At 45.0% G+C, this 14,897-nt stretch carries 10 protein-coding genes; 7 read left to right on the top strand and 3 right to left on the bottom strand.

Annotated elements, in window-relative coordinates; genetic code table 11:
* The 3 genes from ACEZ3G_RS03760 to ACEZ3G_RS03750 are packed head-to-tail and all read left to right on the top strand — an operon-like array spanning position 1 to position 5,512.
* Positions 1-3,495 (top strand): PVC-type heme-binding CxxCH protein, encoded by a 3,495-nt coding sequence (locus ACEZ3G_RS03760; protein ID WP_432424140.1) that lies wholly within the window; start codon positions 1-3, stop codon positions 3,493-3,495.
* A gap of 20 nt (positions 3,496-3,515) precedes the next feature.
* Positions 3,516-4,376: a sugar phosphate isomerase/epimerase family protein gene (locus ACEZ3G_RS03755; protein ID WP_432424139.1), complete on the top strand. Its 861-nt coding sequence runs from the start codon at positions 3,516-3,518 to the stop codon at positions 4,374-4,376.
* A gap of 8 nt (positions 4,377-4,384) precedes the next feature.
* Positions 4,385-5,512 carry a Gfo/Idh/MocA family protein gene (locus tag ACEZ3G_RS03750; RefSeq protein ID WP_432424138.1) on the top strand — a complete coding sequence of 376 codons (1,128 nt, stop codon included), beginning with the start codon at positions 4,385-4,387 and terminating at the stop codon, positions 5,510-5,512.
* Between the two features lie 20 nt (positions 5,513-5,532).
* On the opposite strand, the gene ACEZ3G_RS03745 is transcribed toward ACEZ3G_RS03750, so the two are convergent.
* Complete coding sequence (locus ACEZ3G_RS03745) at positions 5,533-7,041, bottom strand: TolB family protein (protein ID WP_432424137.1); 1,509 nt, start codon at positions 7,039-7,041, stop codon at positions 5,533-5,535.
* A 43-nt stretch (positions 7,042-7,084) separates the two neighbouring features.
* A complete protein-coding gene (locus ACEZ3G_RS03740) occupies positions 7,085-8,716 on the bottom strand; it encodes a carboxylesterase/lipase family protein (protein ID WP_432424136.1) in 1,632 nt (543 codons plus the stop codon).
* Between the two features lie 94 nt (positions 8,717-8,810).
* Here ACEZ3G_RS03740 and ACEZ3G_RS03735 point away from each other — a divergent pair, with 94 nt between their 5' ends.
* From ACEZ3G_RS03735 to ACEZ3G_RS03720, 4 genes are all read left to right on the top strand, one after another.
* Complete coding sequence (locus tag ACEZ3G_RS03735) at positions 8,811-9,569, top strand: NUDIX hydrolase (protein ID WP_432424135.1); 759 nt, start codon at positions 8,811-8,813, stop codon at positions 9,567-9,569.
* 11 nt (positions 9,570-9,580) lie between these two features.
* Positions 9,581-10,525 (top strand): sugar phosphate isomerase/epimerase family protein, encoded by a 945-nt coding sequence (locus tag ACEZ3G_RS03730; RefSeq protein ID WP_432424134.1) that lies wholly within the window; start codon positions 9,581-9,583, stop codon positions 10,523-10,525.
* Between the two features lie 8 nt (positions 10,526-10,533).
* The gene (locus tag ACEZ3G_RS03725) at positions 10,534-11,904 is read left to right on the top strand and encodes a D-arabinono-1,4-lactone oxidase (RefSeq protein WP_432424133.1); all 1,371 of its coding nucleotides are present in this window, start codon (positions 10,534-10,536) and stop codon (positions 11,902-11,904) included.
* Between the two features lie 108 nt (positions 11,905-12,012).
* Complete coding sequence (locus tag ACEZ3G_RS03720) at positions 12,013-12,528, top strand: heme-binding domain-containing protein (RefSeq protein ID WP_432424132.1); 516 nt, start codon at positions 12,013-12,015, stop codon at positions 12,526-12,528.
* A gap of 30 nt (positions 12,529-12,558) precedes the next feature.
* Here ACEZ3G_RS03720 and ACEZ3G_RS03715 read toward each other — a convergent pair whose 3' ends face one another.
* Entirely contained in the window at positions 12,559-14,868 is a 2,310-nt protein-coding gene (locus ACEZ3G_RS03715; RefSeq protein WP_432424131.1) for a glycoside hydrolase family 113, read from the bottom strand.
* Between the last annotated feature and the right edge of the window lie 29 nt (positions 14,869-14,897).

Here is a 14,897-nt window from a genome sequence, read left to right as displayed (position 1 = left end):
ATGAAAAAAATTACCCGCCTGATCTTTGCATATTCAATCGCCGTAATATTCTTACTGGCATGTAAGTCCGAATCCAAAAAACAGTTTGCCGATGATATTCCACGCCGCATTGAACTTCTTTTTCTCGGGCACGAGATCGAACACCATAACTCTAGGGCTTATTTTCCGATTTTGGCCTCGGCGTTGACAAAAGACGGTATCAATATAACCTATACCGAAGATGTCGATGATTTGAATCTGGAAAACTTGCAACAATACGATGGTTTGATCGTATATGCCAACCACGAAACCATAAAACCAGGACAGGAGAGAGCGTTGTTGGATTATATTTCTGAAGGGCATGCCTTTATTCCCATTCATTCCGCTAGTTTTTGTTTTAAAAATTCACCCGAATACATTGACTTGGTGGGAGCACAGTTCATGGATCATGGCACCGACACGTTCGGTGCGACCATTATTGATAAAGAGCACCCCACGATGCAGGGGTTGAATGAATTTTCAACTTGGGACGAAACCTATGTGCATGACAAGATAGCCGACGACATTACGGTTTTAATGGAGCGTGTCGAGGGCGATCATCGTGAACCGTGGACTTGGGTCAAGCAATATGGTTCGGGCAAGGTTTTTTATACGGCTTACGGACATGACGAACGTACTTGGACCAATCCCGGGTTTCAACAATTGGTCAAAAACGGCATATTATGGGCAGTTGATGACAACGGCAAGAAAAATTGGGAAGCTTTCGCAAAGGACATCCCGACTTTGAAATACGAGCCACGTGATAACATTCCCAATTACGAAAAGCGCGACCCACCGTTGAAATATCAACTGCCACTTTCGCCCGAAGAATCGGCCAAATTGATTCAGGTGCCCGCGGGCTTCGATTTGCAACTTTTCGCGTCAGAACCTGATATTATCAACCCCATTGCCATGAATTGGGACGAAAAAGGAAGGCTATGGGTCATCGAGACCGTCGATTACCCGAATACCGTGCGCGAAGATAATGGTGTAGGTGATGATAGGGTAAAGATTCTTGAAGACACCGATAATGATGGAAAGGCTGACAAGGTTACCGTCTTCGCCGAGAATCTAAATATTCCCACCAGTTTTGCATTTTATGATGGCGGCATTATCGTTTCCCAAGCACCGCGCTTCCTTTTTTTAAAGGATACCGATGGTGATGACAGGGCCGATGTTAGGGAAATACTGATCGATGGTTGGGGCACCTTCGATACGCACGCCGGGCCATCGAACCTGCAATATGGTATCGACAACAATGTTTATGGCGTGGTCGGTTACTCTGGTTTTGAAGGTAATATCTACGGTCAAGATCTCGATTTCAATCAGAATATGTATCGTTTCAATCCGAAAAAAGAATACTTCGAAGTCTTGACGAACACCAGTAACAATACTTGGGGGTTGGGCATTACCGAAGACAATTCGCTCTTTGCTTCCACCGCCAACAATACCCATAGTGTCTTTTTGGGCATACCGAATGCCGCGATGGAAGGCTTGGTCGGTATCCCTGCCAAGGGTAGTTTAAAGATCGACGGACATTATGCCATGCAGCCGATCACCCCTAACGTGAGACAGGTCGATGTTTTCGGTGGCTTTACCGCGGCCGCCGGGCATCATTTTTATACGGCACGCAATTATCCTGAAAAATATTGGAACAAGGTCGCCTTTGTCTGTGAGCCCACTGGAGGGCTCGTCCATACGGCTAAAATCGTGAAAGAGGGTGCCGGGTATATTGAAATGGATGGCGGCAATCTATTCGCCGGTTCCGATGAATGGGTATCGCCCGTAGAGGCAAAAGTTGGGCCTGATGGCAACGTGTGGGTGGCCGATTGGTATAACTTTATCGTTCAGCACAACCCCACCCCGACTACGGAACGTGGCGGATTCGATGCCGAAAATGGTGATGGTAACGCCTATGTCAACCCGTTGCGTGATAAATCAAGGGGGCGTATCTGGCGTGTTGTGCCCAAGTGGAATGATGAACAAGCTCCACGCACTTTGGATAAGGAAAATAACGATGATTTGCTACATGCACTTTCGAATGATAATATGTTTTGGCGTTTGACCGCCCAACGTCTTTTGATCGAGGGTAAGGTGGTCGACGTGCTGCCAAAACTCTATGAAATGGCCAACGATTCTAGGGTTGATGCCTTGGGTCTGAATCCCGGTGCCCTACACGCCCTCTGGACGATTCAGGGCTTGGTAGATATCGACACCCATGACGAAGCACGAAAAGTGGTGCAAGGCGGACTGTACCATCCCGTTGCCGCCGTTCGAAAGGCGGCGATACAGATACTTACGAAAGATGAGGCGACCGATAGCGCGATTATGAATTCACAAGTGTTGAATGATCGTGATGCTTCGGTCCGGTTGGCAGCCCTGCTGTACTTTACAGAGAGGCCCTCCTCCGCAGCGGTAGGAAAAATGGTTTATGAACTTAGCAAAGATGAGAAAATACTGGGCGATGATTGGCTGTCAAAGGCTGTATATGCGTTGGCAAATAGACATTCTGAAGGTTTTATGGGGATGTTCGTACAAGAGAATCCTGATTTCAAACTGATATCGTCAGCACCTGAAAGGGAACAAGACATCGCTTATAATGATCGAGACTGGAATACCATGCAACTACCGCAGTATATTGAAGATGCTGGCCTTGATATGGATGGAATCATATGGTTCAGGCGTAATTTTAATTTCAGTGGCGCTGGCAGTTCCACATATATTTCTTTGGGGCCTATTAATGATTCTGATGTGGTCTATATCAACGGCGAACAAATTGGGGCCACAGAAAAAGAACATACGCAGAACCGCTATTATGGTGTTCCGAATGGATTATTAAAAAATAGCGGTAATGTTATAGCTATACGGGTGGAGGACATTGGCGGGAGGGGAGGAATTTATGGAAGACCCGATCAAATGTATATAAGGTCGGGCAACAAGACGGTCTCTCTAGCAGGAAGTTGGAAATACGAGGTCGAGACCGATTTCAATGAAAGTGCCAACAATGCGTTCGGAGGGGCTTCTATAGCGGAAGTTTTCGCAAAAAACTATGTGGGCAATCTTGATGTTTTGGACAATGGTTCAGGGGAAACCGACAGTGGTGCAACAAAAATAGCCATCAAGACCGTTCAAAATGAAATGAAATACGATATTACCGAATTTACCGTAAAGGCCGGAAAACCAGTCGAATTGGTCTTGGAGAATATCGATTTTATGCAACACAATCTGGTCATTGTAAAGCCGGGTACCAAAGATAAAGTCGGTGCCGCCGCTGACAAGTTGGCCATGAATCCCAATGGGGCCGATGCCCAATATATACCAAAGATGGGCGAGGTTTTGTTTGCCACCGGTCTTGTGGATCCTCAACAGAAGGCAACCTTAAGGTTTACGGCGCCTACAGAACCGGGTACGTATCCTTTTATTTGTACTTTTCCAGGGCATTGGCGCATTATGCAAGGGGTAATGATCGTAAAGTAGAACAGGTTTTTTAAGCATATATGAATAAGGAAATGCAGTTTGGGGCGAGTACGTGGCTTTGGCAGTCCCCTTTTACGACCGATTCGATTTCGCTTTTTCCAAAGATCAAGGCGATGGGTTTCGACGTTGTTGAGATTCCGGTCGAAGACCCCGATCTGATCGATGGTAATACCGTAAAGAAAGCGCTTTCAGACAACGGACTCCTTCCTACCGTTTGCGGTGTTTTCGGCCCTACGAAAGACCTGACCTCCGAAGACGTTTCGCTACACGAAAACTGTTTTCGCTATTTGGAAAAATGCTTTGAATTGTGCAGTTTATGGGAGGTCGATTTCTTGGCTGGGCCGATGTACTCTGCCGTTGGCAAAGCTCGTATGGTTCCCGAAGAACAGCGAAGGTTTGAATGGCAACTGGCCGTATCCAATCTTCGGAAAGTTTGTGAAATGGCCGATACCTTTGGTCAATCGATCGCTTTGGAACCTTTGAACCGATTTGAATCGGACATGGTCAATACCGCCGAAGATGTAATGCGGTTGGTAAGCGATATCGACCATAACCGGGCAAAGGTTTTGTTGGACGGATTTCATATGACCATCGAGGAAAAGAACATTAAAGAGGCCTTTAATTCGGTAGGAGACAAATTGATCCATGTTCAGGTATCCGAAAACCATAGGGGTATTCCTGGAACCGGACTTACTCCTTGGAATGATTTTAAGGATGGTCTAGAGGATATCGGTTACAAAGGTGCCATCGTCATCGAAAGTTTTACCCCTGAGATCAAGGAACTGGCCGGTGCCGTTTGTATTTGGAAACACTTGGCCGAAAGTCAAGATGAATTTGCATCGCAGGGCCTGAAATTTTTAAAGAAAACATTCAATTCATAAAACGAAAAATGAGTACAAAAAAAATAAATGTAGCTATCATCGGTCTAGGATTCGGTGCCGAGTTCATCCCCATTTATCAAAGATACCCCAATGCGAATCTGGTCGCCATTTGCCAGCGTAACGAGACCAAACTGAACGAAATCGGGGATGTCTTCTGCATAGAAAAGCTATATACCTCGTACGACGAGCTTTTGAAGGATGAAGAAATCGATGCGGTACATATCAATACACCCATCCCGAATCACGGCGAACAATCGATCAAGGCATTAAAGGCCGGGAAACATGTGGCCTGTACGGTACCTATGGCGACCACCGTCGAAGAGTGTGAGGAAATCGTACGGTTGACCGAAGAAACCGGACTAACCTATATGATGATGGAAACCGTCGTATATGCACGTGAGTTTCTCTATATGAAGGAGTTGTACGAGAATGGCGAATTGGGCAAAATACAATTTCTAAAGGCGAGCCACCAACAAGATATGGACGGTTGGCCCAATTATTGGCCCGGACTGCCCCCGATGCATTATGCGACCCACTGTGTTGGTCCGGTACTGGCATTGACCAAAGATGAGGCAGAATACGTTTCCTGTTTTGGATCCGGCACCATTCGGGATGAATTGATCAAAGAATACGATTCGCCCTATGCTGTTGAGACTACCCATATCAAATTCAAAAACTCTGATTTGAGTGCCCAGGTATATCGCTCGCTTTTTGATGTGGCACGACAATATCGCGAGAGTTTCGAGGTATACGGATCCAAGAAATCCGTCGAATGGCCATTGATAGAAGGGAAACCTTTGGTCGTACACACGGCCAAGAAACCCGAACCCGAAATACCTGAGGAAATTGAAAGTCCTGATTTTGCAAAACTGCTTCCTGAAGAAATCCAGGGGTTTACCACGAAAGGGGTTTACGACGAAGACGAAAACCAACATCTTTCGTTTACCCAAGGGGCCGGACACGGGGGTTCGCATCCCCATTTGGTGCATGCCTTTATCGACGCCTTGATCAAAGACGAATCGCCCTATCCGAACGCGAAACAATCGGCCAACATTACCTGCGTGGGCATATTGGCGCACGAATCGGCATTAAGGGGCGGGGAAATCATAAAACTGCCCGAATTTACCCTTAGCTGATCGTCAAACCCGGATTTTCCCTAAAATCCTGTATTGGAAACAAGGGCTATTTTCTTACTATCGGGCGACCAGCTGGGCACATTGATGGTTCCCTGTCCTCCGTATACATAACCGATAACCTTGGGTTCACCACCTTCATAGGGCATAATGCGAAGCAAGCAGTGCTTGTAAAACGGATGCGTGCTTGGATCCAAATCTTTTGGAAAAGAGATGAACACGATCCACTTTTTATCGGGACTGATATGGGGGAACCAATCATTATACTCGTCAAAGGTCAATTGGGTCTGTTTCGACCCGTCGGGTTCCATACGCCATAACTTCATTTTACCCGTGCGTGTGGAATTAAAGAAAATAAATTTACCATCGGGACTGTATTCCGGGCCATCGTCCAACGTTTTTAGATTTGTCAGTTGAACTTCCTCGCCTGTATCGATATCCACCGTAAGAATGTTATAGGCGCCATTCCGATTTCCAGTGAAGACCATTTTCTTGTTATCGGGCGACCAACCATGAAAATAAGAGGCGCCAACACCTGGTTTGGTGACCATTTTTGGAAGGGAATCACCCTCGGCGGGAAGATAATAGAGTGCGGAGGTGCCGCCATCATCCTGATTATGGTTGCTGATTCCCAAGACCGTGCCGTCAAATGTCAATACGTGGTCATTGTTGTTGTTGACGGCAAAACCCGTGTTGAGGGGAGAAATTTGTCCGTTTTCAAGTTCATAATTGTAGAGGTGACCTTTGGAATTATAGATCAATTTTTTTCCATCGACGGTCCAATTGGGCGCCTGAATGGAATGCACCGACCGATAGATTATCTTACGCAGTCCGGTTTCGATATCGAGAATTTCGAGATTGCTTCCCAAATAGTCGGTATAGGGCTTATAGTCGGGATCGACTGGTTTTATGATCCTGACATTTCGAAAAACGGCGGTCTCGGAAACATCGGGATTATGCGAACAAATATACAGGCCGACGTAAAGTTCGGTGTCCATTTCCATATCGTTCAAGGTCACACTTGTGAATTCTTCCCCGAATTTAGCGGTTGACATGATATAGGTCTGTCCAATTCTTTCCAATTGAATCACATCGGGAAATGTTGCTTCTGAAATCACTTCTTCGGTATCACCACCAATTTGTTTTCTATACTGCAGCGCGGTCAGACCATCGCCATGTGTCGAAGCATTGACATGTGGTGAGTTTGCATCGAGATCGTTCTTGATGATCCAGCCAACTTTTCTATGCGGATCTGCGCCTTCTCCCAAGAACTTGACTTCCGCTCTGAGTATAAAATCTCCTTGAAGTGTGGTATGCAGGTATTGGAATTCATCGTTTCCGAACCACATATTTGTTCCAGAACCCTTAAGCGTATAGGTCTGGTCCTGTTCATTGTATTTGGCCTCTCCCTTGATCTTAGGGTTGCCTATATCAAGATTTCTATCAAATTGTCCGATTTCTTTTTGGGCGGTCGCCGCCAATCCCGTTAAAACAAGTAATAAAAATGTAAATCTTGTCCTTTTGCCTTTCATGGAGAAACCTAAGTTTGAAATCTATCGCATTAAGGTAGCGAATTTATTTTTCTAAATAGAACTTATCCAAAAAGCGATAGCGTGCATCATCTACTGCTTTGCTTTCTTTGCTTTCTACATCGATTATCATTACCGATGGGGAATCGTCTTTGGCCTGAGCCGGATTCCATTCGGGCAAATCGGTGCCGTTGGGATTTCCCGTCTTGATGAAATTCGCGAAATAGTTCTGCATATCTTGAGATACCTTATAATCTTCGGAAGTCCACGCATAATCGTCCACCAAATGTAGGTTGCCCATACAATATTCTATTTCACAGGCATGGGGCGCCCCGACAGGTTGGGGAGTCGGGGCCTGGGGAGCATCGGCATCTTTTTTTACCGTACCTCCAGCAAGTCCCGAAGTCAAAGTATTGTCCCTCAAAGGCGGACGCAATTTACTATACAGATAGCGATAAACAGGCTGGGCACTATTTTTTCTGTGTAGGTCGAACCATTTCCAGGTGCTATAAGCAATAAACCGATCCGAGGCCAAGGCCGTTGCGGAGATTTCGATTTCCCTTTCGCTTCCATAAGGGTAGAGTTCAAGGGCTTCCTTATAGGTTTTGGGGAAGGCCTCTTTTACCTTGGCTTCATAATTTTCTTTGGAATAAGGCCCTTGGGTAAATGCCATTCCTGGAATTTCGGCCGAGTTCCATCCCAATAACAACGGTATTTGGGCCTGCTCTTTGGCCTCGAAGATTTCCGGGAGGGTTTTGGGCAGAAAATACCCATCGATGACCGCCGGAAATCCGAAACGCTGCGACTCGTTATAGATTTCGTAGACTTCACGGGTACTTAATTTTCGAAGTTCGGCCAAACTCGTATATCCAGCGTTTTTGGCGAATTCGAGACCGATTTTTTCGGCTTCCTTCAGAGGTATGGGAGCCATGGTCGGTTTGATGCTCGCGCCACTTTCACCGATCGCACCTGCAATAAGATCTTTTGATAAAGGAGAGGCCATTTGCTGACTTACCCCGATAGATCCGGCCGATTCGCCCGCAATGGTCACTTTCTTTGGATCGCCACCAAAAGCTGCAATATTGTCCCTTACCCATTTCAAGGCCGCATGTTGATCAAGTAGGCCGTAATTGCCCGAAGCCTTATAAGGCGCTTCGGCGCTCAACTCGGGATGGGCGAAGAATCCAAAAATATTCAGACGGTAATTGGTCGTAACCACGACCATACCTTTTTTAGCCATGCTTTCCCCATCGTACCGGTATTCCGAGGCATCACCGGCAACGTTGCCGCCACCAAAAAAATAGACAAGAACGGGCAAGTCTTTGGTATTGCGGGTCGCCGGGGTCCATACGTTCAAATAAAGGCAATCTTCACTGACCCCGTTCGATCGCGATTTCATGTCGCCAAAGACCATGGTCTGCATAGGGCGCGGGCCGAAAGTCTTGGTCTCTTTTACCCCCTCCCAATCGTCCAAAGGTTGCGGGGCCTTCCAACGTAGTTCGCCAATGGGTGGTTTGGCAAAGGGCACTCCAAAATAGGTCTGGATGCCAGAATGGGTATTGTAGTTTCCTTCTATGATGCCGTGTACCGTTTTCGTTTGGACAGGAAAGGCATTTTTGTCTTGAGCAAAGGTCATGATCATCGGTAAAATAAGTAGAAATGATAATATGGTTCTCATAGTGGTGTTCTTTGAAAATATTATTGTCTCAATTTGTTACAATAATACTTTGTTTTCTTGGATTATTATCCTTTATTTGAAAAAACTTTCTTTTTTGAACGAGCAAAGAACAGTGCAAGACCTTAGTAGTGAAGATTTTATAAACAATCTCTCTTATGACTCGGTCATTTTCGGATTTAATGGAAAGCAACTCAAGATACTCGTTCTAGAATACCATAATACAGGGCTTTTTGCCTTGCCCGGAGGATTTGTAAAAAGAAATGAAAGTCTAGACGATGCCGTAAAAAGGGGCGTAAAAGAACGCACGGGGCTTGATGACATCTATCTCGAACAATTTCATACGTTTGGAAGTCTGACGCGTTCGAACCCATCGGCCATGAAACGAATATTGAAGGAGAACGGCCATGACCTGAAACATAATGAATGGATGCTCGATCGGTTTATTACAGTGGCTTATTATGCCTTGATCAACTATGATGAGGTCAGTCCGAAGCCCGATTCGCTTTCCGATAGTATCGAATGGTATGCTATCGACGAACTTCCTTCATTAATGATGGATCACGACCTGATTGTAGAAAAGGCGCTACAAGTGCTTCGTGATAATCTCGAAAAAAAATTGGTCGGAATGAACCTGTTGCCTTCCAAATTCACCATGAAACAGTTGCAAAAGGTATATGAAGCTATTTTAGGTGAAGCGTTGCGCCGTACCACTTTTCAAAGACGTATTTTAGGAATGAATATTTTGGAACGGCATGAAAAACTTTTTCAAGGTAAGGCCCACAAAGCACCCTATCTTTATAGTTTCAAGTCGAACCATATTAATAAATCACAAGAACAAGAAATAACCACTTAAAAATGAACAAAATGAAACGAAAAAGAATCGATGTACTGGTTAAGGGTCTACTATTGGCCTTTATCATGGTAGGAAGCCATGCATGCAAAAATACGACTAGTAAAGATGCGGCCAAAGAAGAGGATAATAGGGCGGAAACCAATGTGGAAGAAAGCGACGTTGCCAAGTTCGGAGGCTTGGCGCTATACACTGTGCGTGATGCCATGGGCGAAGATGCAAGGGCTACCCTAAAAGCGGTAGCTGATGCGGGATACGAAAATATTGAGGCGGCCGGTTATGTCGATGGAAAGTTTTACAATATGGCTCCCGATGCTTTTAAGAGCTATCTCGAAGAACTTGGTTTAAACCCCATAAGTACGCATCAAGGTTCCGTTACGCTTGAAAATGCCGATGCCATGATGGCCGATGTCAAGACCGCCGGATTCGAATATTTTGTAATACCCGTACCTCCAATGGGGCTTTTCAGTTTTGATCAAGAAACTAGGACCATGGGAATGACCGGAGGGGCAAAAAATTTGGCGGAAATATTGGATACATTAGGCGAGAAGGCGAATGCCGCTGGACTCAAATTGCTATACCATAACCATGATTTTGAATTCAAGGAGAACGAGGATGGAGTTGTGCCGATCGACTACCTTTTGGAGCATTGTAATCCCGAGTTCGTCAATTTTCAGATGGATCTCTATTGGGTAACCAAGGCAGGGGCGGATCCCATCGCTTATTTCGATAAATATCCTGGTCGTTTTAAGGCTTGGCATGTTAAGGATATGGACGAGCAAGGCCGATTTGCGCCGGTGGGCGAGGGCACAATCGATTTTAAGACTATCCTAGCGCAAAAAGAACGCTCCGGAATGCAGTATTACTTTGTGGAGCAAGACATGACCTTCGACGGCCTTGAACCTTTGGAAGCCATTAAAATCAGCCATGAAGGAATCGGGAATATCGGCTTTAAATAAGCTGCCGCATGAAGCGAAAAGAATTCATCAAAACAACGGCAACTTTTGCCGCGGCCACCGCCCTGACACCGTTGACATCCTGCAAAACGGAAACGAAAAAAGTCGTAGACGAAGTGGCCCCTGAGGTCGTTCGCAAGAACTGGGCGGGTAATTATGCGTATAGGGCCAAGAATCTTCACGAGCCCAAAACGGTCGAAGAGGTACAGGCATTGGTCAAAAATCTGGATGTACAAAAAGCATTGGGCTCTTGCCATTGTTTCAACAATATTGCCGATAGTCCGTTGAACCAGATTTCGACAAAGAACCTCAAAGGTGTCATCGGAATAGACGAAGAAAACATGACTGTAAAGGTCGGTGCCGGTACCAAGTACGGTGAGTTTGCTCCTGAGTTGCATAAAAAAGGGTATGCCGTCCATAATTTGGCATCATTGCCACATATTTCGGTGGCCGGGGCTTGTGCCACGGCCACCCATGGTTCGGGCGTCAACAATGGCAATCTGCCCAGTTCGGTATCCGCCCTGGAATTGGTCAACGGAAAAGGTGAGATCGTTCGATTGAAAAGGGGCGATGATCGATTCGATGGTGCCGTTGTCAATTTGGGTGCCTTGGGAATCGTAACTGAAATGACATTGCATATTCAGAAGACCTTTGAAGTGCGGCAAGATGTGTTTCAAGATCTTCTCCTAGAATCCTTAAAGGAGAATTTCGATGCCATTCTTGCCGGGGGCTACAGTGTCAGCCTGTTTACCGATTGGCTTGATCAAAAAGTGAGCCAAGTCTGGGTCAAAAGAAGGATGGACGAAGAAGTCAAAGATTTGGGAAATGAGTACTACGGAGCGAAAGCCGCCACTAGAAACCTACATCCCATTACCGAACTATCGGCGGTCAACTGTACGGACCAAATGGGTGTACCGGGGCCTTGGTACGATAGGCTGCCCCATTTTAAAATGGGCTTTACCCCGAGCAGTGGTGAAGAACTGCAATCGGAATTCTTCGTTCCCCGGGAAAAAGCTTTGGAAGCGATATTGGCCTTGGAAAAAAAGCGGGAACAAATACACCCTCAACTATTTATCACCGAAATTAGGACAATCGCAGCGGACAACCTATGGATGAGCCCATGCTATAATAAAGATTGTGTCGCCATTCACTTTACTTGGAAGCAAAATCCAAAAGAAGTAGGTGAATTGATCACCATGATCGAAAAAGAGCTGGAACCTTTTGGCTATATGCCCCATTGGGGGAAACTCTTTTCGATGGACCCTTTAAAGATTTCCGAACGTTATGAAAGGTTCGATGATTTTCTTGCTTTAGCGAAGAATTTCGACCCACAGGGAAAATTTAGAAACGATTATTTGAACCGTAATATCTATCAATTGTAAAATTATACATGAATATCAAGTTGATGGAACTTCTTTAAACCGAGCAGAGTTTATGGCAAACTTGAAATTCTAAATCCGATAAATAATAACTTAATTTGAACCTTGGTTATGCTAAAAAAGATTTTACTTGCACTTGTAATTCTGTTCGTAATCATTCAGTTTTTCAGACCTGAAAAAAACGAATCGAACGACCTTACCTATGACATTTCGACCAAATACGAAGTACCGGCCGAAGTGAACCATTTGCTTCAAGTTTCCTGCAACGACTGCCATTCGAATAAAACGATATATCCTTGGTATTCTAACGTGCAGCCTATAGCTTGGTGGCTCAACGACCATATAGAACACGGTAAAAAAGATTTGAATTTTTCAGAATTCACCAAGCGTCCGTTGTTCGTTCAAAACCACAAGTTCGAAGAAATCGTTGAAATGGTCGAGGAAGGTGAAATGCCCTTGCCCTCGTATACCAACTTTGGCCTTCACGCAGAGGCAAATCTATCCGACGAACAGCGCGCGATGATTATCGATTGGGCCAAAACCCAAATGGATTATTTGAAACGGACCTACCCGGCCGATAGTCTGGCCTTTCCTAAAAGGAATGGCCCACCTCCCCCAAAGGGATGATGCGCTAAGTTTTTAAAGGAGGTACTTGTTTCATTTCGTGAACCATTTGCGTACGGTCATTTCGGCCTTCTTGTTGTTCGGTGTGAAGGCACTGTTTTCACGACCGCGGTATTCGAGATAACTGGGAAATTTCCACCATAGAATACCTTGGCACCATGGCTCATTTTTAATGCCTTCGAACACGATTTCATAACAGCGTTGTTGATGGGTTTCGTTAAAACTGTCATCACCTTCGGCATGTGGATTTTTCCAGGGCATATTAATACTTCTAAACCCGATTTCGGTGAAGACAATCGGTTTGTTGAACCTATCGTAAACGGTCTTGATCTTTGTTTTGATCGTATCGAACTTGGCCCTCATTTCAGCATCGGTAGGATCGTCTTTTTTGCTTAGGGGATAGTAGCAGTTCAATCCGATAAAATCAAGTTCGTTCCAAAAATCGATATTTTCGAACTCTTGCCCCCAATTCGCCGCATAGGTGATTTTGCCATGAAATAGTCCCCTGGTCTTTTGTATCATCTTTCGCCATGCTTCGCCCTGGCCAAGGGTTGCCTTTGTAAATTCGACCCCGAGACATAGTGCATCCATTTTATGTATTTCGGCCAAGAAGGCATAATGCCTGATCCACCGATAATAATAGTCGAAGAATTTTTTCCAATCGTTCGCGGTCGACATCTCTATATCGCCCGGCCAACTGCCCCCGACGAAGATTTGGGGTTTTAAGAGACTGTACATGCCCAATTGCTTCGCTTGATAGGCCGAATGGACCACACTTTCGTCATTTTCTGAACCTGCGCTGCTACTAAAATGAAAAGGGGCCGGTTTATTTTTGTCGCGTATATAGCTATATGGTACGATAGCAATGGCGTTGCTACCCATTTCATGCTGCTTTTCGATGGCTTCGGTTCCCTTTTTAGAACCGTACCCGTTATAAATGCTATATCCTTCGTGGGCAAAGTTGAAACCCTTTAGGTAGGGGAGTTCGGTTTTCTTTTTATCCCTTAAAGCAGCAATACTTGCCTTTTCCGACAGATAATCTTGCCATAAGGGTTCAAGGTGTTGAATTTCTTGCTGGGAAGGTAGCCAGTTCGTATACCTTTTTAGGAATGTTTGCCTGCCCCAGGTTTTCAATAGAAAATCGACTAAGGATGCCGACATACAATCGACGATCAAAGGAGATTCGATTGATATGATTTCATTGTCGAAAAGCTCCGATAAAGTGAGCGCATTGCCCGAAGCGAACAATTGTGCCGACCAGTGATGATAACCTTTTCGTTGCCATCGATTCGTAAAGTAAACCGGTAGCCCATGTTCAAAAGCTGATAATTTTGGGGCGTCAAGAAATTGATTGATCAAAAGTGCATTTTCCTTTTCGATGAAATTATCCTGATAAATTTCGTTGATGACCGTATGGACCGAATTGTCGGAGCTTTCAAAATGGGCCTGGGCCGTATTGCCCGTCATCAAGCCTTTTTCTTCGGCACTTTTATAAATATGATAGGTGTATTTCGGATTTTCATCAGACTTGCCAAGGAAATCCAATATAGAACTTGTGGTTTTTTCGATTTCGTCGGCAAGTTCTGAAATGGTGTCGCTATCGATTGCATTTTGATGTGTGACAAAATCGTAATGTTTTGAACTATGTGCCAGATCATTTCCCGATGAAAAGTCAAAAAAAATAGAGGTATCCAATTGCCATTGCTCATCAAAATCGCCTAAAACGGTTCTTGTCTTGTTGTCGTAGAGTTCATAATCCATGTTTTGCCGAAAAAAATAACGATTACCCTGATTGACCTTGTTTTCAAAAGAAGCATGGATTTTGGTTTCATTGTTTCCCGTCAGAAAGGTGATGGGCAACGTGTCATTTTCGGCATTGGGATAAAAACCAACGGAGAGTATCGCATCATCGAAAATATAGTCCTTTCCATTGAAACGAATACTATTCGGTCCGATTTCAAATGGGGTTTTCCTTACCAGTCGTTTCAAGACCTGATTGCCCTCCGCAGTACCGACCAAGAAGAGAATATTGGTCTGAATATCGGAATCGCTTACAAGAGATGCTTCCTTGAACTTGATAGTAATATTTCTTCTTGAATCTTCTTCCGGGGCTTGAGACAAAGAATCCAGGAGAATCCGATACTTGTCCGTAAGTAGTTTTTCTTTCGCCCCATAAACGACCAAAACCTCCCGCTTTTGAAAAAAGTTTCGGCGTAGCTGTCGGCGGCTAGGCAAAGAATCGTTTTTCTCGCCATTTTCGTTTTGTGACGCAGGACCTTGCTGAAGCGCGAATGCCCCAAAAATCAGAAGGCAAGGGGCAATGACCCAAAAAAGATGCTTCATTCGAAGTTTCATAGTCTTGATGGGTTACA

This window comes from Meishania litoralis (assembly GCF_042611095.1).
GTDB classification, from domain to species: Bacteria; Bacteroidota; Bacteroidia; order Flavobacteriales; family Flavobacteriaceae; genus Meishania; species Meishania litoralis.
The sequence above is the reverse complement of the archived record's forward strand: the minus strand, read 5'-3'. Positions and strand labels throughout refer to the sequence as shown.